We start from the raw sequence: 20,814 nt of genomic DNA on the forward strand, positions 1-20,814 counted from the left end.
GCAGACTATACGGCGCCCGGGAGGTGGTCAAGCGCGGCTGTTGTGCGCATACTGGATGCAGGATTGTGTTCCCAACCCAATGTTCTGGATGATGTGGAGTCTTGCCTATGGATGTTCAGCAGGCTGTTGTGTCACGCCGCTCGGTGCGGGACTTTCTGGATACCCCGGTGCCTGAAGCCACGCTTCGAACGGTAATCGAAACGGCGACCCGGTCGCCATCCGGAGGCAACCTGCAACCCTGGCATCTGCACGTCGTCACCGGCGATGCTCTGGCCCGACTCAAAGCCTTGATGCAGGAGAAGGTCAGCAAAGGTTTCAACGAAGTGCCGGAATACGAAATCTACCCACCAAAACTGCAATCGCCCTACCGCGACCGCCGGTTCGAAATCGGCGAACTCATGTACCGCCGGCTCGACATCCCCAGGGAAGACAAAGCCGCCCGCTTCGAATGGTTCAAACGCAACTTCGAATTCTTCGGCGCTCCGGTCGGCCTGTTCTGCACCGTCGACGACAACATGGGCCCGCCCCAGTGGTCCGATCTGGGCATGATCCTGCAAACTATCATGCTGTTGCTGCGCGCCGAAGGCCTGGACAGCTGCGCCCAGGAATCCTGGTCGGTGTACCCGAAAACCATCAGCGAATTCCTGGGCTTGCCCGAACACCGAAAAGTCTTCGCCGGCATGGCCATCGGCTACGCCAACCCCGACAGCCCGGTGAACCAGCTCACCAGCCCAAGGGCACCGCTGTCGGAGAACGTCGAGTTTATCAGCTGACAGGCGAACCTCAGGCGGCCACCGATGCCGCCTGAGCCACCTGCACTTCCAGCCGGATCCGGTTGCCGTCCAGCAACACCGGATAGACCTTCACCTGCACGCTCTCGTCTTCCAGACATTGCCCGCTGCGCAGATTGAAATGCTGCTTGTACAACGGTGACGCCACCACCGGCTCACCGTTGATATCCCCGGTAATGCCTCGGGCCAACACGTTCGAGCCACTGAACGGATCGGTATGGCTGATGGCAAACAATGCCGGCAGGCGGTGTGGCAGATAAAACACCGCCACCGGCCCGTCGTCGGTCCAAACCGCAATACCGGAATCAGCTACCAGATCGTCCACGGTGCACACAGCTTCCCAACAAGTCCGAGCTTTCATAAATCGTTCTCCTCAATCCCAATGTCTTTAACTTGCCTATCTCACTCAAGTCTGTGAGCGCGGGGGCCGGGGTAATTTTCTGGCAGGAAAAAAGATGTCTGAGCGAAGCGAGTTATTTTTTCCAGAAGAAAATTACCCCGGCCCCCGTGCTCCGCCCCAAAACCAGAAGGCTACGAAGAAACCGCCTCCAGTTCCGGCCTACGCTGCCCCCGCTCCGAAGTCCAACGCTGCACCGGATCCTTCTGTTCCGGCGCATTCACAAACTCCCGGAACCGCTTACGCTTCTCCGAATCCTCCACGGCGGTCCTCCACTCGCACTGATAGGTATCCACCAGATCCGCCATATGCTGCTCCAGCTCCTCGCCAATGCCGAGGCTGTCCTCCAGCACCACCTGCTTCAGATACTCCAGGCCACCTTCCAGATTCTCCATCCAGACCGACGTCCGCTGCAGCCGGTCCGCCGTGCGCACATAGAACATCACCACCCGGTCGATGGTGCGGATCAGCTCCTCATCCGACAGATCGGTGGCAAACAGATCCGCATGCCGCGGCCGCATCCCGCCATTGCCACACACATACAGGTTCCAGCCCTTCTCCGTGGCAATTACCCCGAAATCCTTGCTCTGGGCCTCCGCGCATTCACGGGTGCAGCCGGACACCGCCATCTTCACCTTGTGCGGCGCTCGCAGGCCCTTGTAGCGGTTCTCCAGGGTAATCGCCATGCCCACGCTGTCCTGCACGCCGTAGCGGCACCAGGTGCTGCCCACGCAGGACTTCACCGTGCGCAGGGACTTGCCGTAGGCGTGGCCGGTTTCAAAACCGGCGGCAATCAGCTTCTCCCAGATCTCCGGCAGTTCGCTCAGGGTGGCGCCGAACAGATCCACCCGTTGCCCGCCGGTGATCTTGGTGTACAGATCGTACTCCCTGGCCACTTCGCCCAGCACAATCAGCTTTTCAGGGGTAATCTCGCCGCCCGGAATGCGTGGCACGATGGAGTAAGTGCCGTTCTTCTGCATGTTGGCCATGAAAGTGTCGTTGGTGTCCTGTAGCGGCACGTGGTCGGTGGCCAGAATATGCTCGTTCCAGCAGGTGGCCAGAATGGAGCCCACCGTTGGCTTGCAGATGTCACAGCCCTGGCCCTTGCCGTATTGTTTGAGCAGACCCCGGAAGGTGCGGATACCGTTCACCTTCACCAGATGGAACAGTTCCTGTCGGGTGTAGGGGAAGTGTTCGCAAAGGTCGGTACACACCTCCACGCCGCGCTTTTCCAGCTCGCTGTCCACCACCTTCTTCAGTAAAGCCGCACAGCCGCCGCAACCGGTACTGGCCCTGGTTTCAGCCTTGACGCCGCCCAGATCGGTGCAGCCGGCGTCAATGGCGCCAGATATATCGCCCTTGGTGACGTTGTGGCAGGAACAGATGGAGGCGGTGTCCGGCAGGGCGTCGGCCCCCAGGGCAGGCGCGCCTCCTTCGCTTTCCGGCAGAATCAGCGCCTCCGGGTTGGCTGGCAGCTCAATGCCATTGAGGGCGTACTGCAGCAGGGTATCGTAAGGGCCGTTGTCGCCTACCAGAATGGCGCCCAGCAGAGTCTTACCGTCCTGGCTCACCACCATGCGCCGGTAGTGGCCGGCCTGCTCATCGTGAAAACGGATATTGCGTGCACCCGGGGTCTGGCCGTGGGCATCGCCGATGGAGCCCACATCCACCCCCAGCAGCTTGAGCTTGGTGCTCATATCGGCACCGGTAAAGGCCGCGCCGGTGTCTTTGTTCAAAGCGGCCGACAGGGTGCGCGCCATGGTGTAACCCGGAGCCACCAGTCCGAAGATGCGATTGTTCCAGAGTGCGCATTCACCGATAGCGTGAATGTTCGGGTCTGAGGTGGTGCATTGATTGTTGACCACAATCCCGCCGCGTTCGCCCACCTCCAGGCCGCAGGCCCGGGCCAGGGTATCCTGGGGACGGATGCCAGCGGAAAACACAATCAGATCGGTTTCCAGATGGCTGTCGTCGGCGAAGTTCATCCTCAGCCGCGCGTCGCTGCCCGGCACGATGGCGGTGGTGGCTTTCTCGGTGTGTACCTGCACGCCCAGATCTTCAATTTTCTGGCGCAACAGGGCGCCGCCCTGATCGTCCAGCTGCACAGGCATCAGGCGCGGGGCGAATTCCACCACATGGGCCTGCAGGCCCAGGCTTTTCAGGGCGTTTGCCGCTTCCAGCCCCAGTAGACCGCCGCCCACCACGACACCGGTTTTCGCTGACTGGGCACTGGCCTGAATGGCATCCAGATCGTCCAGGGTTCGGTACACAAAGCAGCCATCCTGATCGTTGCCCTTAATGGGCGGTACGAACGGGTAGGAGCCGGTGGCCAGCACCAGTTGATCGTAGGTGTACTCCCCTTTTGGTGTCGTCAGCACGCGGCTGTTCCGGTCGATGGCGGTGACCGGCTCATTCAGGCGAAGATCAATGCCCTGGTCTGCGTACCAGTCTGCTGTGCCCATGGCGAGGTCCGCGTGAGTGGAACCGGTGAAGTACTCCGACAGATGCACCCGGTCGTAGGCCAGCTGCTTCTCTTCACCGAACACGATCACCCGGTAGGTCTCGGCCGCCGGGGACTGGCTGAACTGTTCCAGGAAGTGATGGCCAACCATACCGTTGCCGATCACGATCAGGGTCTGTTTACTCATCTTGCTGTCCTCTCTCTTGGCAGCCTATCAGGCTGCTGCGTCGCAATAGGTTTTGCCGAAAGCGATGGTGTCCCTGTAGCGGGAGACATCGGCGCCGGAGCGAATCAGTTCGCTGTACCAGGGCCCGTTGGCGGTATCGCCCAGCAGGATGGCGCCGGCCAGCCGGTTGCAATCCAGCAGCAGTTGGCCGTAGACCGCCTGGGTTCGGTCCTGCCATTCAACAATTTCGGTCTGCTCGCCGGGGACTATCCGGCCACAGGAAAAAATGGGCAGATCGCTGATTTTCAGTCGGGTGGCGACTTCTCCGGGCTCAAATACTCTGGCTCCCGGCACCTGGCAAAGAAGCTGTGCCAGGATCCGGGCCTGCTCGTAACCGGGTTCGACCAGGCCAAAGGTGTGTTCCTGAAACTGACAGCACTCACCCAGTGCGTAGATATGCGGGTTGGACGTCATCAGGTTCGGAGTGACTCGAATACCCCGGTCACAGTTGAGGCCGGCGTCAGCTGCCAATCCCTTGTTGGGTTCAATACCGGTAGCAATAACCACCAGGTCCGTGGCCAGTACCGTGCCGTCACTCAGTTCCACGGCGCGGACCTGATTCCGACCGAGCAGGGAGACCGGCGAGGTGCCGGTTCGGATACTCACCCCCCGCTGCTGTAACTTCTGCTTCAGAATATCGCCAGCGATCGGGTTCAGCTGTCGGTTGAGCAGATGACCGCTGCGGTGCAGCACAGTAACGTCCATGCCCCGGGTCCTGAGCCCTTCGGCCGCCTCCAGGCCGAGAAAGCCTCCGCCGATGACCACGGCCCGACGGTGTGACTTTGCCTGCCGGATCAGCGTGCGGGTGTCGGCCAGGTCCCGGAAGTTCATCACGCCGTCAAGGTCTTCACCGGGGAGGCCAAGGCGGGAGGGCTGTGCTCCGGTGGCCAGCACCAGCGTGTGATAGGACTGGGTGCGACCACAGGCGGTTGTTACCTGGCGCTGGCCCGGACTGATATGGGTGACAGGCTCATGCTGGTGCACCTCTATTCGGTGCTTGTGGAACCACTGCCAGGGTTTCAGTTCCAGATCGGTTTCCTGAATCTGATCGGCCAGCAATGACGACAACTGGATCCGGTTGTAGGCAGCGAAGGGCTCACCGTTAAACACCACAATGCGGCTGAACGGATGCCCCTGGGCTACCAGTTGCTCCAGCAGCCGCTGCGCGACCATGCCATGGCCGCAGATCACCAGTGGGTTATCCTGTGTGTGTTCCATGGAACTGAGTGCCTCCAGCAACGAAAAAAGCCGGAGCATCATGCTCTCCGAAGAGAACAGATGGTCCGGCACCAATGCCAACAACAATGATCTGATGGTCCGGCCTGATTCCATGGCCGGGACAGTCGTCCTTGTCTAAGTGTTAGCGATCTCCGTGCCAACTTTTTCAGGCTTTATTATTCAATGGCTTAGGTGAGTCCGCTGAAGGAGTCCGGCTCGTGGGCATCAAAAGGGTGCCCCGGGATGGGGCGAAACGCACGATGATTGGGCCGGAATGACTGGCCTGTAAATTGCTGCAGTCCGGGTAGAAAGGAACCAACTGTGTACCGACACCAGGAGCTGCACCATGAACACCAAACGCCATCCCCGTATGACCGCGACAGCGACTGCTGCGGAATTTCTGATGGCCTCCCGCCAGTGTGAGATCCGTAATCTGGAGTACTTTCTGCAGATGGGGCGGTTGGTGCAGAGCGTGGGCAATCTGGTCCATGGCCTGCAACGGGAGCGAGGCGCCACCAATCTTTATCTGGGGTCCGGTTGCCAACGCTTTGCCCGGGAACGTACCGCCATGGTCAAGGAAAACGAGCAGTTGGCCGCTACCTTCCGGCAGGCATTGGCAGACATTCAGGAGGATCTCACCACCCATCCGGTCAGCAGCCCACTGCTCGGGCACATCGCCAGCGCCCTGCACAGCCTCGACCAACTGCCCGGGTTACGGCAGCGGGTGAATGACCAGGAGGCCAGTGTTTCGGAGGCCACGGAGTGGTTCTGCGACAGTATTCATCAACTGATTACGGTCGTTTTCGAAGCGGCAGAAACCGTGGCAGAGCCTTCGATTGCGGGACTGCTTGTGGCCATGGTGCATGTCATGAACGGAAAGGAATATTGTGGTCAGGAGCGGGCCGCAGGTTCCGCGGGGTTCTCCAGCGGACACTTCGATAACGCACTGTCACGGCGCATGATGCACCTGGTTGAAGCGCAGGAGCGGTGTTTTGAGGTCTTTGTCGGCTTCGCCAGTGAGGAGAGCCTGTCGCTCTGGCAAGCCCTGCGCGCTCACCCGCGGGAACTGGAAATTGAGCGGATGCGACAGATGGCCGTTTCGGTCGGGCCCTATAAGTCTCTGGATAAAGACATGGCCGACCGCTGGTTCAATCTGATGACAGAGCGCATGGACGATCTGAAGAAGATTGAGGATTCGGTTGAGAGCGCTTTCCACCATCGCTGTGTGGAGCGCTATACCGAAGCGCGTCACTCCCTGGCTCATCAGGAAACCCTGCTGGCCTCGCTGGAACAACGCCATGCCTCCACAACGCCCGTGCTGGTGGTTTGCGATAACGGTGTAGAGGCCGGAGCTGCCGATGCGTGGGCCGGGGAAGGTGTCGGGCAGCAATCAGGCCGATCCATCTTTGACCTGGTCCAGGAACAGACCCGCCGCCTGCGCCAGATGTCTGAAGAATTGCAGAGTGCCAAAGAAGCTCTGGAAGATCGTCGTACCCAGGAAAAGGCCGTCTTGCTGTTGATGGAACACCGCAACATCAGCAATGACGAAGCCCACCGCCTGCTGCGAAAACTGGCCATGGACCAGGGCAAGCGACTGCCCGAAGTCGCCCGGGCACTGGTATCCATGGCAGGGGTCTTAAGCTGATACTTGAACCAGGCCGGGACGGGGCGCCCCGCCCGGCATAAAGTCAGGCCGAAGCTGAATGCTTGGCTGCCGGCGCCTCCGGTTTTGCACTGCTGCCGCGGCGACTGTTCAGAGACTCCAGCTTGCGCTGCTTCTCGTACAGGAACGACAACACCTCCTGCCGGTAATGCACATATTTGGCATCATCCGCCAGGGCCACACGATTGCGAGGCCTTGGCAGATCAATGTGCAGATCCTCCCCCACCGTGGCGGCAGGCCCGTTGGTCATCATAATAATGCGGTCGGACAACAGCACCGCCTCGTCCACATCGTGGGTAATCATGATCACGGTATTGTTCAGCTCCTGCTGAATTTCCATCAGCGAATCCTGCAAATGGGCCCGTGTCAGGGCATCCAGTGCCCCAAACGGCTCATCCATCAGCAACACACTGGGTTTCATGGCCAACGCCCGGGCGATGCCCACCCGCTGCGCCATCCCCCCGGAAATCTCGCCAGGCCGCTTGTTGGCGGCGTGGGCCATATTCACCAGTTCCAGGTTATGGGTAATCCAGTCCTTGCGCTCCTGCCGGGTCATCGACTTGCGAAACACCTGCCGGACCGCCAGTTCCACGTTTTCATACACCGTTAACCAGGGCATCAGGGCATGATTCTGAAACACCACCGCCCGCTCGGGGCCGGGCGAATTTACCTCATGGCCATCCAGCACACAGCCACCCCTGGAGGCCTGCAGTAACCCGGCAACAATGTTCAACACCGTCGATTTTCCGCAGCCGGAATGGCCGATCAGTGAAACAAACTCCCCTTTTTGTATCTTCAGGTTGATGTTATCGAGAGCGATGAAGGGCCCTTTGGGCGTATCAAACGCCATCTCAACACCGGTTAGTTCTAAATGTGGTTTACTCATGGAATTCACCTCAAAAGCAAGCGGAGCGCCGGGAGGGTTACGCCTCCCGAAACCCTCAAAAACATGGATGTTTTTGCGGAGCGTACATGGGTAAAACAGAGCGTTTGTGGAGCAAAGCTCCACGCGACGGTTTTACGACCGCAATCTGTGATTGCGGGCTGGACCCCATCGGGGTACTCGCCGCGTGTTTCGGGAGGCGTAACCCTCCCGGTGCGGCATGCTCCAGAACGGGATCACTCATTCCAGGCCACCTTCCGCTGAATCAACAGCATGACCCGATCCAGCAAGAACCCGATAAACCCGATGGCCAGCACCGCCACCATAATCCGACTCAAAGACTGGCTACTGCCATTCTGGAACTCATCCCAGACAAACTTGCCCAGCCCCGGGCTTTGCGCCAGCATCTCGGCGGCAATCAGCACCATCCAGGCAATGCCCAGAGACACCCGCAAGCCGGTAAAGATCATCGGCACCGACGAAGGCAAAACCACCTTACGAACATGGGTCCAGAACGACAGCCGAAGTACCTGGGAGACGTTCAGCAGGTCGGGATTTACTGCTGCCACTCCAACGCTGGTGTTGATCAGTGTTGGCCAGAGACTGCACAGAGTGACCGTAATCATCGAGGTCAGGAACGACTTCTCGAACATTGGATCGTCACTGACATAGGTGGCCGATACCACCATGGTCACAAGCGGCAGCCAGGCCAGCGGAGAGACCGGTTTGAAGATTTGTATCAGTGGGTTCACCGCAGCCTGGAAATACCGGTTGAGGCCAAACACGATGCCCAGAGGCACTGCAATCAGCGACGCCAGGGCGAAACCGGCCAGTACGGTCAGCAGGCTGGTGACCACCTGGTCGAGAAAGGTGGGCGCTCCCGGGTAATCCCGAATGCGGACGTCTGCCTCCGGGTTGTCGGCCAGAATGCGGGCATTACGCTCTTCCTGCATGGTAATGAATTTATCCGCCCGTTCCCGTTGGCTAACATGCTCCTGCCACAGTTGTCCGGATTGTTCCCACACCTGCACCGGGCCGGGAAAGGCCCCCAGGGAGGTTTCCACCTGTGGCGCGGCCAGGTGCCAGAAGCCCAGGAAGACCAGAATACCAACCAGTGGTAACAGCAGCTGCTTGCCCTGGCTAAGCCATTCGCCCGGTTGTATACCGGAAAGTAGCTGGCGGCTGCCACTGGCCATGGACTGACTGATTCTTGCGCTTAACGTCGTCATGTCTGGCCCTCCCTTACGGTGTCTCCGACCCTTTCAGGCCGATACTGAAACGGTTGATGTAGGCATTGGGTTCGCGCGGAGTGAAAGGGACGCCGTCAATCAGCTCTCCCTGCATGGGGCGTTCGAAATTCTCCTGGGCAAAGTCCGGGAAATCACTGGCGGTCATCAGACCATCCTCGATCAGTGACTGGGCGGCTTCGGCGTAAAGATCACCCCGATACACCCGGGCCGCGGTCTTCATATACCAGTCGTCGGGTTTTGCCTCGGGGATCTGGCCCCAGCGCCGCATCTGACTCAGGTACCAGATCGCATCAGACGGATACGGATAGGTGGCGTGGTAGCGGAAGAAAACGTTGAAGTCCGGTACTTCCCGGACATCGCCCTTTTCATACTCGAAGGTACCGGTCATGGAGTTGGCAATGACTTCCCTGTCGGCCCCCACGTAGCTGGGGCGGGCAAGGATGTCCACGGCGGCCTCCCGGTTGGCGTTCTGGTTTTCGTCCAGCCAGTAAGCCGCGCGGATCAGCGCCCGCAGTAAACGCAGGTGGGTGTTGGGGTATTGCTCGGCCCAGGCTTCGGTCACCCCGAACACCTTTTCCGGGTTGTTGGGCCAGATTTCGTAGTCGGTAATCACCGGGACACCAATGCCCTTGAAGACCGCCTGCTGATTCCAGGGTTCACCCACGCAATAGCCCTGGATGGTACCGGCTTCCATGGTGGCCGGCATCTGCGGTGGCGGTGTCACGGAGAGGTGAACGTCGGCCTCGAGGGTGCCGCTGGTGTCACCGCGCTGGGGCGCGTAGAAGCCGGGATTCAGGCCACCAGCGGCCAGCCAGTAACGCAGTTCGTAATTGTGGGTGGACACCGGAAACACCATGCCCATGCGGAAGCGCTCGCCGTTGGCGCGGGTCTGCTCTACCACCGGCTTCAGCGCGCTGGCTGAAATCGGGTGTTCCGGATGATCGCCTTCCATGTCCAGGTTTGGTTTCATCGCTTCCCAGACGTCGTTGGACACGGTAATGCCGTTGCCATTGAGGTCCATACTGAAGGCGGTGATGATATCGGCCTGGGTGCCATAGCCTATGGAGGCGCCCAGGGGCTGGCCGGCCAGCATGTGGGCGCCGTCCAGTTCACCGGTGATCACCCGGTCCAGCAGCACCTTCCAGTTCGCCTGAGCTTCGAGTTCTACGAATAACCCTTCGTCCATGAAGTAGCCCTGTTCCCAGGCAACCGCCAGGGGCGCCATATCCGTGAGTTTGATAAAGCCAAGCTTCAGATCGGGTTTCTCCGCCGGGCCGATGTCGGCCTGGGCCAGGGAGCTCAGGCCGATCAGGGTGGCGGTCAGTAAAGGTCGAACATAATGGTTCACAGTCTTCATCGTGATGCCTCTCGGTTCTCTCATTTCAGACGCGCAAAAAAAAGCGCCTGCCTCCGTTGCCGGAGAGCAGGCGCCGATGCCTGTAAATGAGAGCTGTGATGTCGTGATGGTTCACTAATCACTGAGCACAAGCCGTGCCATTTAGAACTATTCAGTTATTTCAGTAAGTTGCGGCATGCCTGCACGTTCCGACAGGGGAATCCGGTTCTGTGCCGGGGTGGTTTTGGTGCAGAAAATGGCCCTTTGCACCAAGGTGAACGCCAATCGATAGGCTTTTCACGGAAACTTTTTAACGGGGCACCTGGCTTCGACAGGCGCACCATGCGCCATTCAAGGCCCTTTCAGGCATCAAAGCGTGTACTGGCCTCCTAATTGCTTTCTTTAGTGGCAGACAACACAGGCAACGAAGCCCGCCCCCGGCTCTGGAAACGGAAACCGGGTGGCGGGCTTTTTTGGTTTAAGAGCGAGGAACAGCATGAAACACCACGACACGCCAGCGGACTCTATTGCCACCACCTGCCCCTACTGTGGTGTTGGCTGCGGTGTTCTGGCCGCCCCTGGCCATGTCGAAGGCGACCATCAGCACCCGGCCAATGGCGGACGGCTTTGCGTCAAAGGTTCTGCCTTGCACGAGACGCTGGAGGATGCCAACCGGTTGCTGGTGCCAAAGGTTGAGGGCCGTGAGGTGGCGTGGGCAGAGGCCATTGACCGGGTAGCCGAGGTCATTTCCGAATCGGTGCGTGAGCATGGCCCGGAATCCGTGGCTTTCTATCTCTCCGGGCAGTTGCTCACTGAGGATTACTACATTGCCAACAAGCTGGCCAAGGGCTTCATCGCGACCCCGCACGTGGATACTAATTCAAGACTGTGCATGTCATCAGCGGTTGCGGCGCACAAACGTGCCTTTGGCGAGGACTGTGTCCCGGGCTGCTACGAGGATCTTGAACTGGCGGACCTGCTGGTGCTTGCGGGCAGCAACGCCGCCTGGGCCCATCCGGTGCTGTATCAGCGGATGAGTGCCGCCCGCCGTCAGGGCCGGAGAGTGGTCGTTATCGACCCGAGAAAGACAGCCACAGCGGATCTGGCTGATCTGCACCTTCAGCTTCGCCCCGGAACGGATACCCTGTTGTTCAATGGCCTGCTGGTCTGGCTGCACGATCACGGAGCCTTGGCGGGCGACTACCTTGCAGAGCACTGTAACGGTTTCGAGGAAACCCTGGCGATCGCCCGGTCCTGCGCGCCTTCCGTGCAAGCAGTGGCCAGCGGCTGCGATCTGGCAGCAGACGAGGTTTGCTGTTTCTACCAGTGGTTTGCCGACACCGGGCGCACCGTGACCGCCTTTTCCCAGGGCATTAATCAGTCGGTCGCCGGTACCGACAAGGCCAATGCCATCATTAACTGCCATCTGGCTACCGGGCGGGTGGGTCAACCGGGTGCGAGCCCGTTTTCGTTGACCGGGCAACCCAATGCCATGGGTGGCCGTGAGGTCGGCGGGCTGGCCAATACCCTGGCAGCCCATATGGATTATGACACCCCGGGCGCCTTACTCCGGGTTTCGGATTTCTGGCACTGCGAGCAGGTAGCCCGGGGCCCTGGCCATAAAGCCGTGGAGTTGTTCGAGGCGGTTCACCGGGGTGAGATCCGCGTGCTCTGGGTAATGGGAACCAACCCCGCAGTCAGCCTGCCGGACACTGACCGGATTCACCAGGCACTGTCCCGTTGCCAGACTTTGATCGTCTCGGATTGTGTGGCCCAGACCGATACCACGCAGTTTGCCGATATTCTGCTGCCTGCTGCCGGTTGGGGCGAGAAAGATGGAACGGTGACCAATTCGGAGCGTCGTATTTCGCGCCAACGGCGGTTTCTACCCCTGCCGGAGCAGGTCCGACCGGACTGGCAGATTATCCGGGATGTTGCCCGGGCCCTCGGCCATGCTCATGCTTTCGATTACCAGTCCCCCGCCGATATCTTTCGCGAACATGCGGTATTGTCCGGCTATGGCAATGGGGGCGAACGAGTGTTCAATATTTCCGCCTTGTCTCAACTCAGCAACCAGGAGTACGACGAGCTGACGCCGGTGCAGTGGCCCGTCACCGCCGGCAATCCCGGAGCCTGGGTGCAAACCCGACGGTTGTTTGGGAACGGGCGATTTCCCACGCCCGATGGCCGGGCCCGCTTGGTGCCCGTGTCCAGTTTGCCGCCCGGGCAGCAACCGACCCCTCGGTATCCGCTGGTGGTGAATACTGGCCGAATCCGGGACCAATGGCATACCATGACCCGAACGGCTCTGGCACCCAGGCTGTTTGCCCATCGCAGCGAGCCGTTCATAGAGTTGCATCCGGCGGATATTGCCGGCTTTGGCCTGATTGAAGGTGCCCTGGCGGTACTGCGTGGGCCGGACGGTGCAGGTTACGTTGGCCGGGTTCGGGCCAACACCGGACAGCGCACCGGTGAAGTCTTTGTGCCCATTCACTGGAATGGCCGGTTTGCCTCCTCCGCTCTGGCCTCCAGCCTGATCCGGCCGGTTGTGGACCCTATCTCCGGTCAGCCAGAAGGCAAGCACGGTGTGGCGACTATCGGGCCCCTGGTGACCCGCTGGCAGGCGAGGATGATGTTGGGTGATGCCGGCGACGCCTCGTTGGACACCACAGCCCTTGTCTACTGGAGCCGCCAGCGTTTGCGCCACAGTCACAGCTGGTGGTTCGCCGGGTGCCACGACATGAACTGGCGGGACTGGGGGCAACGGTGTTTTTCGCGGGAACCGGAACTGGTCATGGAAGACCAAGCGAGACAGCGTTACCGGGCCGCCTGGCTTAGTGGCGATCGACTGGACGCCGTGTTGCTGGTTGAGCCCTGTGTCCAGACCATGCCGGATCTGGACTGGCTGGACAGTTGTTTTGACAAAGGTGAGCTGGCGTCGGAACAACGCCGCTCGTTACTGGCGGCAGGCACAGTGGAAGGGGAAGCGTCAGGGCCGATTGTCTGCAGTTGTTTTGGCGTGGGTGAGAACCAGATTGCCCAGGCCATTGAACAGGGCATGGCCAGCCCCGAAGCACTGGGTGAGCAGCTGAAGTGTGGCACCAACTGTGGCTCCTGTCTGCCGGAGATCCGGGACCTGCTGGCGCGCACAGGGGCTCGGGAACCTGCCTGAATCAGGCCGCGGCCGCCCGCCTAAGCAGCGACAATGGTACCCGATAGCGAAGGATCCGGGCATGCTGGCTGACAGTCACCGTGCAGGTCTTGCTGTTAACGCGTACCACCTGGCCCCGCTTCTCGCGCCGGCCATCGCCGAACACCACCGAATCCCCCACCTGCCAGCGCCGGTACTCCGCAGCGGGACTCGGAAATTCAAAGGGTGTACTGGCTAGCTCTATCCCACAGTCGCTGGCTAGGCCGGACAGGTGCCGTCGGGTAGCGTCGGCTGCACCGCTATGATGCAGATCGTCCAGGGCCTCATAGAAATGCCGGTTGTGAACGGAGCCGTAATGCCGTTGCCCGGCACTGTGCTGCAGCAAATGGGCAAACTCATGGCAGCAGGTATGCGCCAGCAGGTTCAGCACAGTTACCTCGCCCCCGAAATAACCCCGGCCACGGATCTCCCGGGTTGATAGCCAGCCCTGGGCGGTGGCCGGTTGATGCTTGGCGGCGATCATCCGGGCTCCGTAGGTAATCAGGTGCTGTTTCTTGCGAGGATCAAAGCGGTGGTAGGTGGCCTGGCCCGAGCCGACCCGCAATGCCAGCCCGGCGCCCGGATTTGCCTGCTGAACCCAGCCTTCAGCCGGCGTCCAGAGAATGTCCCGGGTGGTCTGGCACATGAGGGTGCCGATGGCATATGCATTCGGAGGTAGTTGAGGCATGAGTCTTGATTGGCGCTAAAAAACAGTCACGTGATTGTATGGATGGATAGACTAACCAGCGATTTTACAAATTGCTATGGCCCGATTTGGAAGAGTTGTCTAGAGGCTCTCTCTAACTCTGATCTCAAGTCCAGCGAATACGCCACTCCGGTGCTCGGCCTGATCTCCGGTAACCTGTCCCTGGAATGCCTTGATCCCGACTCACCTCCCTCCAGGGAGTATGATGCGTCGGGCAGCGTCGACGAAGCTGCCGCTTGAACCCTAAACGATAATCAGACAAACTGTCACCAGATATTGCTAAGTGGTGACGATTTGTCTGATTCCAGTTCTCCCCAATCTTCCCGGGTACTACTTCAAGCCCTGTTCCAAAAGCAAGGAGGCCAGCTCCGCTTGAGCGAAGCGTTGGCGCGGGGCTTTAGTCGGTACCAGTTCTATCAGCTCCGGGATGAGGGGCTGATAGAGCCGGTCAGCCGTGGTCTGTACCGACTGGCGGATCTGCCGCCCATCGAAAACCCGGATCTGGTGGCCGCCGCTACTCGGTTCCCAAGTGCAGTGCTTTGCCTGATTTCCGCGCTGGACTGGCATGGCATCACCACACAGATTCCCCATCAGGTGCATCTGGCGGTGGCGAGGGATGCCCGTCTCCCGGTTCTGGATTACCCGCCGGTGGCCGGGTACCGGTTCTCCGGACTAGCCTTCAGTGCAGGCATTGAGCAGGTCGATGTAGATGGCATTACCCTGAACGTTTACAACCCGGAGAAAACCCTGGCGGACTGTTTCAAGTTCCGGAATCGTATCGGCATGGATGTGGTGCTTGAGGCGCTGGAGCTTTATCGCATTCGTAAAACCTTTCTGCCGGGCAAGTTGATGGAATACGCCCGAATCTGCCGGGTCGCCACTGTTATGGCACCCTATGTGGAAGCCAAGTTGTGAATGGAATCAGTCAATCAACGGAATAACCAAAGTGAAAGGAGATCGCGATGGCAACGAACACCGCCGCGTCTGTTCGACAGAAACTGCTGAATAAATCCCGGGCTGAAAAGCGCCCCTTTCAGGAGCTGTTGCAGTATTACGCCATGGAGCGGTTTCTGTATCGGCTGAGCCAATCGCCCCACAGCGGCTGCTTTACCCTGAAGGGCGCACTGATGCTCTGGGCCATGCAGGGGCAGACCAGCCGACCGACCCGGGATATTGATATGCTGGGCCAGACCAGTAACGAACCTGAGGCGATTCTGGACCAGGTACAAGAAATCATTGCTGCTGAAGTGATGGATGACGGTTTGCATTTCGATCCAGATACCCTGAAGGCAGAAGCCATCACCGAAGATGCAGACTATCAGGGACTGAGGGTGACCTTCACTGGTTTTCTCGACAACGCCAGAATTCCGATGCAACTGGATATTGGCTTTGGCGATCCCGTATTTCCGTTCCCCTCCTGGCTGGAGTTTCCAACCTTACTGGATTTTCCCGCTGCACGGATTCAGTGCTACACACCTGAATCGTCTATTGCCGAGAAATTCCAGGCAATGGTGAATCTGGGTGAGCTGAACAGCCGGATGAAGGACTTTTACGATATCTGGCTGATGTCTCGTCAACACGAATTCCAGTCGAAAAACCTCAAGAGTGCGGTTGACGGTACCTTCCAGAAACGCGGGACCGAAATTCCTGAAACCAATCCCTTTTCTGCCGCTTTTGTGGACAGCAAACAGCTACAGTGGCAGGCTTTCCGTAAACGCCTTGGCCAGGATCATGTGCCGGAGGCATTTTCGGAAGTTGTAGAGGCGGTGGTTGAGTTTCTAGGGCCTGTGATGGCGAATCAAGGCACGGATGCTCCGAGGGAAATCTGGCTCCCACCCGGATTGTGGAGTCTGCAGGCCGATGGCTAGTTCTATTTTGGTAGGCAATATCTAGTAGCCGCTGTTGCAGCGCCTTCAGTGCATTCAAGGCTCCAAGTATGTGGGATTGCTAAACCGCATAGCCGAAAGAGATGAACGATGGCTCTAACCGTACCGATAAGCGGGATGTGATTTTCCCGGTCGTTTGAAGAACTTCAATGTGCGGCTGCGCAATGCCTTCGAGCAAAACTAGCGCAGTCTTCCCTAGCCATTCCACTGCAAAGCTTTTTGCGTGTTGTCCAATGCCCTAGAAGCCCGGATGGGTAGCTTCACCGCCGGATGGGAGCATTTCTTAAGAAGTGTGAAAACGCTTTTGAGCTGGTCGTGGAGTTTGCGGCTATTGGTCGGGAGTGGATTGCCTGAGTTCCCTGGATTCCGAATTGAAGAGCATCCAAATGCCCCCTTGATCATTCGCGTGTTTTGCTAACAGACAATGAAGACAGAACTTCTTCGAAAATGTCATCCTGAGTACTGATGGTAATCCACGAAGTTGGATGTTTTGAGGTGGCGATAAATGCAGTGGTGTATCCATTGACGGCGACTGAGAAGCCGTAGGCGCTGTTACCCAAATCCAGCTGAACGACCTTGCCGGAGGATCTTTGTGCTTCATTAAATCCTTGCCTGACCTCGTCAACGGCGGTATCAAAATCTGGGCTGGTTTCCATGGTCATCAACGAACCAACCATTGCGGAACCAAGCCAAAGCTGGGTTTCAAAAGGTTGCACATCAATCGTATCAAATCGACCGTTACCGAGCTCAAATGTCAGGTGATTGGAGGTGTGAAACTCAATGGGTGTCTGGCCAGTGGCAGCACAACCAGAGAGCAGGCTGACCAGCACAAACCCGAAAGCGATAGTTTTTTTCATCAAACGGATCCCTGTTCAGTTCAAAGAGTCGAGAATAGGAGGCTTGAATTGAACCGCGCGAAAACGCTTGCACATCATGTTAATGCGTACGTTACCCAGGAGAAAGGGCTCCCCCGACTTTCTGATAACACGTAACGCCCATTTTCTAAGCTTATTTGCTGGCCAACGGAGATCCTGAGGGTTTGGAACGGCATCAATCCATGTGCTGCAGTCTTCCATTTCGGCAAGTAATTCAACCACCCTTATGATTGTCTCATCCGTAATCGAAGATGATGTAAAGAGGCGGGCATTAGCCTGTCCGTAGAATGCGCTGATGATTGCATGAATTATATCGACATCATTCTCAGTGATAGTGTCGCTCATGCTCTTCATTCCTTGAAGTTCTAAAGCTAATGCCCCGGCGATCTCGCGAACGCCGGGGCATTATAACGCTGAGGCCTGGGTAAATTATGCCTCGATCGGTGAACGCCAGTCGTCAGCGCCAGAGGTGCCTGCAACCGCGTGCTCCCAAGTGACTTTACGGTAGGACAGAGACACGGTAACCAGCTGCGTGAAGTCCGCGTTGGCAGCGTCCTGACAGTGGGGCATGTTGCAGTTGATGTCGATGATGGTGGCATCTTCCAGGATGGTGGAGAAGAAGTGCTCCTGCTTGCCCTCAACCGAGGTGCGGTACCACTTCAGCTCTACCTTCGGCAGCATTTCGCCGGACGCCAGGGCGTTGTACATCAGCGGAGTGGCCTTGTTCAGGGCTGAAGTGAACTTGAACGGCTTGTGAACGCGCTGACCGGAAGGCTGGCCGGACTGGGGATCAGTCGGAACGGTAACAACGTGGCTGAATTCCTGAACCAGCACTTCGTCTTCGTGACCTTCAACGTAGATGTTGCCTACGGAATCGGAAGTGAACGCGCCAGCGGTGATGTTACCCTGAGTTTGGCCTTCGATGCTGATATAACAAGGAGTTGGCATAGTCTGCTCCATGACAATGTTGTGAATGAGGGTCCCAAGGATGTTCCCTGGACGGCATAACAGATAACAATCGCCGTGCCAGTTATTGAATGTATTTATAAAACATCACGTTACGTTATTTCCGGGAGCTTTCTGAGTATCTTCGGGCAACGCATTGCTTGGCGGGCGGGCGAGGTTTTGCTGGCCGGGCAAAAAATGGCCCAGAGTTCAGATCCAGGAGCCTCCGGCCAGGGAAGTTAATAGCGCCAGCAGAAGCAGAGCTGAGACGCCTTGCCAGAAACGCACCGGATGCCGTTCCATGAGAGGCGGATGGTGGCGGGCGCGCCAGTCCTGCCCGGGGTGTCGGAGTTCGTAGAGCAGTTCCGATAACGCCGGGTAGCGACGATGGGATTCCGGGTGGCTGGCCCGGGCCAGGGTGGCGTCCAGCCACGGCGGCAGGTCTTCGCGCCAGGCCCTGGCTGGCCGGTATGTCAGAGCCCGCAGTTGTTTGCGAGTGCGGATGCGGGGTACATCGGTGTGGTAGGGCAGGTGCCCGGTCAACAGCTGATAGACAATCACGCCAAGGGCGTACTGGTCCGACTGCCAGGTGCCCGGCTCGCCGAGAAACAGTTCCGGCGCCGAGTAGAGGGCTGCGCCAACCGGATAGTCAGTGGCAGGTTTGCCGGCTTCTTCAAGACCGGCGACCCGGGTTGCTCCGAAATCGACCAGCATGGCCCGGCCATCGGGTGTGATCAGGACATTTTCCGGTTTCAGATCCTGATGCACCATTTCCAGCCGGTGGAAGGCCCTGAGTCCCCGGGCAATCTGTTCGGCCAGTTGTCGCACGGTTTCCAGGTCTGGCTGCGGATGATCAAGCATCCATTGCCGCAAGGTACAACCTTCCACATAGTCAGTAGCCAGATACAGGCAACTCTGCGGGCGCTCCGGGGCAAAGATGGCAACCACATGGGGGCTCTGCACGCGCTGGGCAATCCAGCGTTCGGTGACAAATTGCTCCAGCTCATCCGGATACTGCCGCAACTCCATCGCCGGAAACTTGATTGCCACATGTTTCCCGGAACTTTCATCCACGGCCAGGTAAACGTGGCTTCGGCTACTGATATGCAGGGCCCTGATGATCCGAAACCCGTCCAATACCTGGCCGGGTGTGGGTTCGGGTGCGAAGGGCAGTTCCCGGTATGCCTCCTGGGCGCTGGTATCTTGTACCCGGCAAGGCAATCGCGTTACCCGCAGCACCTGAACCGTCAGGTTATCCTCACTGCCCCGTTCCAGTGCGAGGTTGGCCAATGCCCGGGCAGCGTGATCCAGATTGTCCCCGCCGTCTGCAAGGCATCTGGTGATATCCCCTGCAGACAGTTGTTCGTATACACCATCGGTCGTCATCAGAAACACGTCGTTCTGGTGCAGTGCGACACTGCGATACTCAATGTCCAGTTGCTGACTCAGCCCCAGGGCTCGGTTCAGGCAGCTTTCCTCGGCTGACAGCCAGACCCGGTGGTCGGTTGTGAGTTGTTCCAGAGTATTGCCCTGAAGCCGGTAGATACGGGCGTCTCCCACATGAAACAGGTGCGCCGTTGCGGATTTCAGCACCAGGGCACTGAAGGTGCAGACGTAGCCCCGGTCCTGATCGTAGCGATATCGGCTTTGCCGGGTCTGGGCGTGCAGCCAGGCATTGCTTGCCCTCAGCACCCGTTCGGCCGACTGTTTCACCGACCAGCTCTCGGGGGTGGAGTAGTAGTCGCTCAGGAAGCCGGCCACGGCCGCTTCACTGGCTACTTGGCTGACATTGCTGGAGCTGATGCCATCGGCGATCACCGCCGCAATGCCTTTGCTGTGGCGCTGATGATTGTCGGGTATCAGCAGGCCGTGGAAATCCTGGTTGACGGGTTTTCGGCCGGCGCTGCTGAATTGTCCGGCTTCTATCGTGAGCTGTTCGCAGTTGGACATGAAGATGAGCCACTGAAGCCCGCCGGTGTGTGCGGCACCGGCGGGGCCTTGGTGGTAATCAGGCGCTGCGGGCGCTGACGGGTTCGCGGTAGTCTGTTGCCAGAGTGCGCTTGGGTGCGGTACGAACGTGGGTGGCGTAAAGCGTCAGGCCAGTGAAGGACAGGCCGCCCACCAGGTTGCCCAGAACGGTGGGGATCTCGTTCCAGATGAAGTAGTCCATGATACCGAACTCGCCGCCCATCATCAGGGCAAACGGGAACAGGAACATGTTGACGATGGAATGCTCGAAGCCCATGTAAAAGAACAGCATGATCGGCATCCACATGGCCAGCACCTTGCCCTGGACCGTGGTGGAGATCATCGCGCCCACCACGCCCATGGACACCATCCAGTTACACAATACACCCCGCAGGAAGATAGTGAACCAGCCAGCCACACCATGTTCGGCATAACCCAGGGTACGGGCCTTACCGATAGAGGCAATCTTGTCGCCCACCACCCCGGCTTCAGTGTTGAAACCGTAAGTGAAGACAAAGGCCATGATGGTGGCAACCGTCAGGGCGCCGCCGAAGTTACCCAGGAACACCCAGCCCCAGTTTCGAAGGATGCCGCGGGTATCCACCCCGGGGCGTCGGTCGAGAAGGGCCAGCGGGGTCAGCATGAACACCCCGGTGAGCAGGTCGAACCCCATCAGATAAAGCATGCAGAACCCGACCGGAAACAGCAGTGCGCCGACCAGCGGGCTGCCGGTCTGTACGCCGACGGTAATGGCGAATACCGCCGCCAGTGCCAGAATCGCCCCGGCCATAAAGGCCCGGATGAGGACATCCCGGGTGGCCATGTATATTTTTGATTCACCGGCGTCCACCATCTTGGTGACGAACTCCGAAGGCATGATGTAAGACATAGTGTGTTCCCCTGATCGCTTTCTGGTTATCTGGAGCCAACAAAAAACGGCGCCCTCATTGCCTGCCCGGTAGGGGCAGGAATGAGTAGACGCCGTCGTCTGAACAGAATGTGCGCGGGCAGCCTGAATG

At 58.8% G+C, this 20,814-nt stretch carries 17 protein-coding genes; 5 read left to right on the forward strand and 12 right to left on the reverse strand.

The features are described from left to right. The first annotated feature begins 107 nt into the window (after positions 1-107). Positions 108-773 (forward strand): nitroreductase, encoded by a 666-nt coding sequence (locus C7436_RS13235; RefSeq protein WP_023007831.1) that lies wholly within the window; start codon positions 108-110, stop codon positions 771-773. A gap of 10 nt (positions 774-783) precedes the next feature. Here C7436_RS13235 and nirD read toward each other — a convergent pair whose 3' ends face one another. The 3 genes from nirD to C7436_RS13250 all read right to left on the reverse strand — a co-directional run bounded on the left by nirD (position 784) and on the right by C7436_RS13250 (position 5,207). Continuing rightward, positions 784-1,152, reverse strand: a complete 369-nt coding sequence (nirD, locus tag C7436_RS13240; RefSeq protein ID WP_121208103.1) for a nitrite reductase small subunit NirD — start codon at positions 1,150-1,152, stop codon at positions 784-786. Positions 1,153-1,322: 170 nt separating this feature from the next. Beyond that, on the reverse strand, positions 1,323-3,836 hold the full coding sequence (gene nirB, locus C7436_RS13245; protein ID WP_121208104.1) for a nitrite reductase large subunit NirB: 2,514 nt from the start codon (positions 3,834-3,836) through the stop codon (positions 1,323-1,325). Positions 3,837-3,863: 27 nt separating this feature from the next. Beyond that, positions 3,864-5,207 carry an NAD(P)/FAD-dependent oxidoreductase gene (locus C7436_RS13250; RefSeq protein WP_228198140.1) on the reverse strand — a complete coding sequence of 448 codons (1,344 nt, stop codon included), beginning with the start codon at positions 5,205-5,207 and terminating at the stop codon, positions 3,864-3,866. A 232-nt stretch (positions 5,208-5,439) separates the two neighbouring features. Here C7436_RS13250 and C7436_RS13255 point away from each other — a divergent pair, with 232 nt between their 5' ends. Beyond that, a complete protein-coding gene (locus C7436_RS13255; protein WP_121208105.1) occupies positions 5,440-6,738 on the forward strand; it encodes a nitrate regulatory protein in 1,299 nt (432 codons plus the stop codon). A 43-nt stretch (positions 6,739-6,781) separates the two neighbouring features. Here the strand turns inward: C7436_RS13255 and C7436_RS13260 are convergent, their stop codons facing one another. The 3 genes from C7436_RS13260 to C7436_RS13270 form a co-directional block, all read right to left on the reverse strand. Beyond that, positions 6,782-7,642 carry an ABC transporter ATP-binding protein gene (locus C7436_RS13260; RefSeq protein ID WP_121208106.1) on the reverse strand — a complete coding sequence of 287 codons (861 nt, stop codon included), beginning with the start codon at positions 7,640-7,642 and terminating at the stop codon, positions 6,782-6,784. 233 nt (positions 7,643-7,875) lie between these two features. After that, a complete protein-coding gene (locus C7436_RS13265) occupies positions 7,876-8,868 on the reverse strand; it encodes an ABC transporter permease (RefSeq protein ID WP_121208107.1) in 993 nt (330 codons plus the stop codon). 13 nt (positions 8,869-8,881) lie between these two features. After that, positions 8,882-10,246, reverse strand: coding sequence for a CmpA/NrtA family ABC transporter substrate-binding protein (locus tag C7436_RS13270; protein WP_170155436.1), 1,365 nt, complete (start codon positions 10,244-10,246; stop codon positions 8,882-8,884). Positions 10,247-10,721: 475 nt separating this feature from the next. Between C7436_RS13270 and C7436_RS13275 the strand changes: the two genes are divergently transcribed. Next, a complete protein-coding gene (locus C7436_RS13275) occupies positions 10,722-13,397 on the forward strand; it encodes a nitrate reductase (RefSeq protein ID WP_121208109.1) in 2,676 nt (891 codons plus the stop codon). Position 13,398: 1 nt separating this feature from the next. On the opposite strand, the gene C7436_RS13280 is transcribed toward C7436_RS13275, so the two are convergent. Continuing rightward, complete coding sequence (locus C7436_RS13280; RefSeq protein WP_121208110.1) at positions 13,399-14,061, reverse strand: hypothetical protein; 663 nt, start codon at positions 14,059-14,061, stop codon at positions 13,399-13,401. Positions 14,062-14,415: 354 nt separating this feature from the next. Between C7436_RS13280 and C7436_RS13285 the strand changes: the two genes are divergently transcribed. Both C7436_RS13285 and C7436_RS13290 read left to right on the forward strand, forming a co-directional pair. Beyond that, a complete protein-coding gene (locus C7436_RS13285) occupies positions 14,416-15,036 on the forward strand; it encodes a type IV toxin-antitoxin system AbiEi family antitoxin domain-containing protein (protein WP_170155437.1) in 621 nt (206 codons plus the stop codon). Positions 15,037-15,083: 47 nt separating this feature from the next. Continuing rightward, the gene (locus C7436_RS13290) at positions 15,084-15,989 is read left to right on the forward strand and encodes a nucleotidyl transferase AbiEii/AbiGii toxin family protein (protein WP_121208111.1); all 906 of its coding nucleotides are present in this window, start codon (positions 15,084-15,086) and stop codon (positions 15,987-15,989) included. Between the two features lie 416 nt (positions 15,990-16,405). Here C7436_RS13290 and C7436_RS13295 read toward each other — a convergent pair whose 3' ends face one another. The 5 genes from C7436_RS13295 to C7436_RS13315 form a co-directional block, all read right to left on the reverse strand. Then, on the reverse strand, positions 16,406-16,864 hold the full coding sequence (locus C7436_RS13295) for a hypothetical protein (protein ID WP_226610161.1): 459 nt from the start codon (positions 16,862-16,864) through the stop codon (positions 16,406-16,408). A 15-nt stretch (positions 16,865-16,879) separates the two neighbouring features. Then, positions 16,880-17,227: a hypothetical protein gene (locus C7436_RS13300; RefSeq protein WP_121208112.1), complete on the reverse strand. Its 348-nt coding sequence runs from the start codon at positions 17,225-17,227 to the stop codon at positions 16,880-16,882. Between the two features lie 84 nt (positions 17,228-17,311). Then, the gene (locus tag C7436_RS13305; protein WP_121208113.1) at positions 17,312-17,830 is read right to left on the reverse strand and encodes an Hcp family type VI secretion system effector; all 519 of its coding nucleotides are present in this window, start codon (positions 17,828-17,830) and stop codon (positions 17,312-17,314) included. Positions 17,831-18,037: 207 nt separating this feature from the next. Continuing rightward, positions 18,038-19,777, reverse strand: coding sequence for a bifunctional protein-serine/threonine kinase/phosphatase (locus tag C7436_RS13310; protein WP_121208114.1), 1,740 nt, complete (start codon positions 19,775-19,777; stop codon positions 18,038-18,040). Positions 19,778-19,835: 58 nt separating this feature from the next. Continuing rightward, entirely contained in the window at positions 19,836-20,684 is an 849-nt protein-coding gene (locus C7436_RS13315; RefSeq protein WP_014420158.1) for a formate/nitrite transporter family protein, read from the reverse strand. Positions 20,685-20,814 lie beyond the last annotated feature (130 nt).

It is taken from the genome of Marinobacter nauticus, from assembly GCF_003634635.1.
Taxonomy (GTDB): Bacteria; Pseudomonadota; Gammaproteobacteria; order Pseudomonadales; family Oleiphilaceae; genus Marinobacter; species Marinobacter nauticus.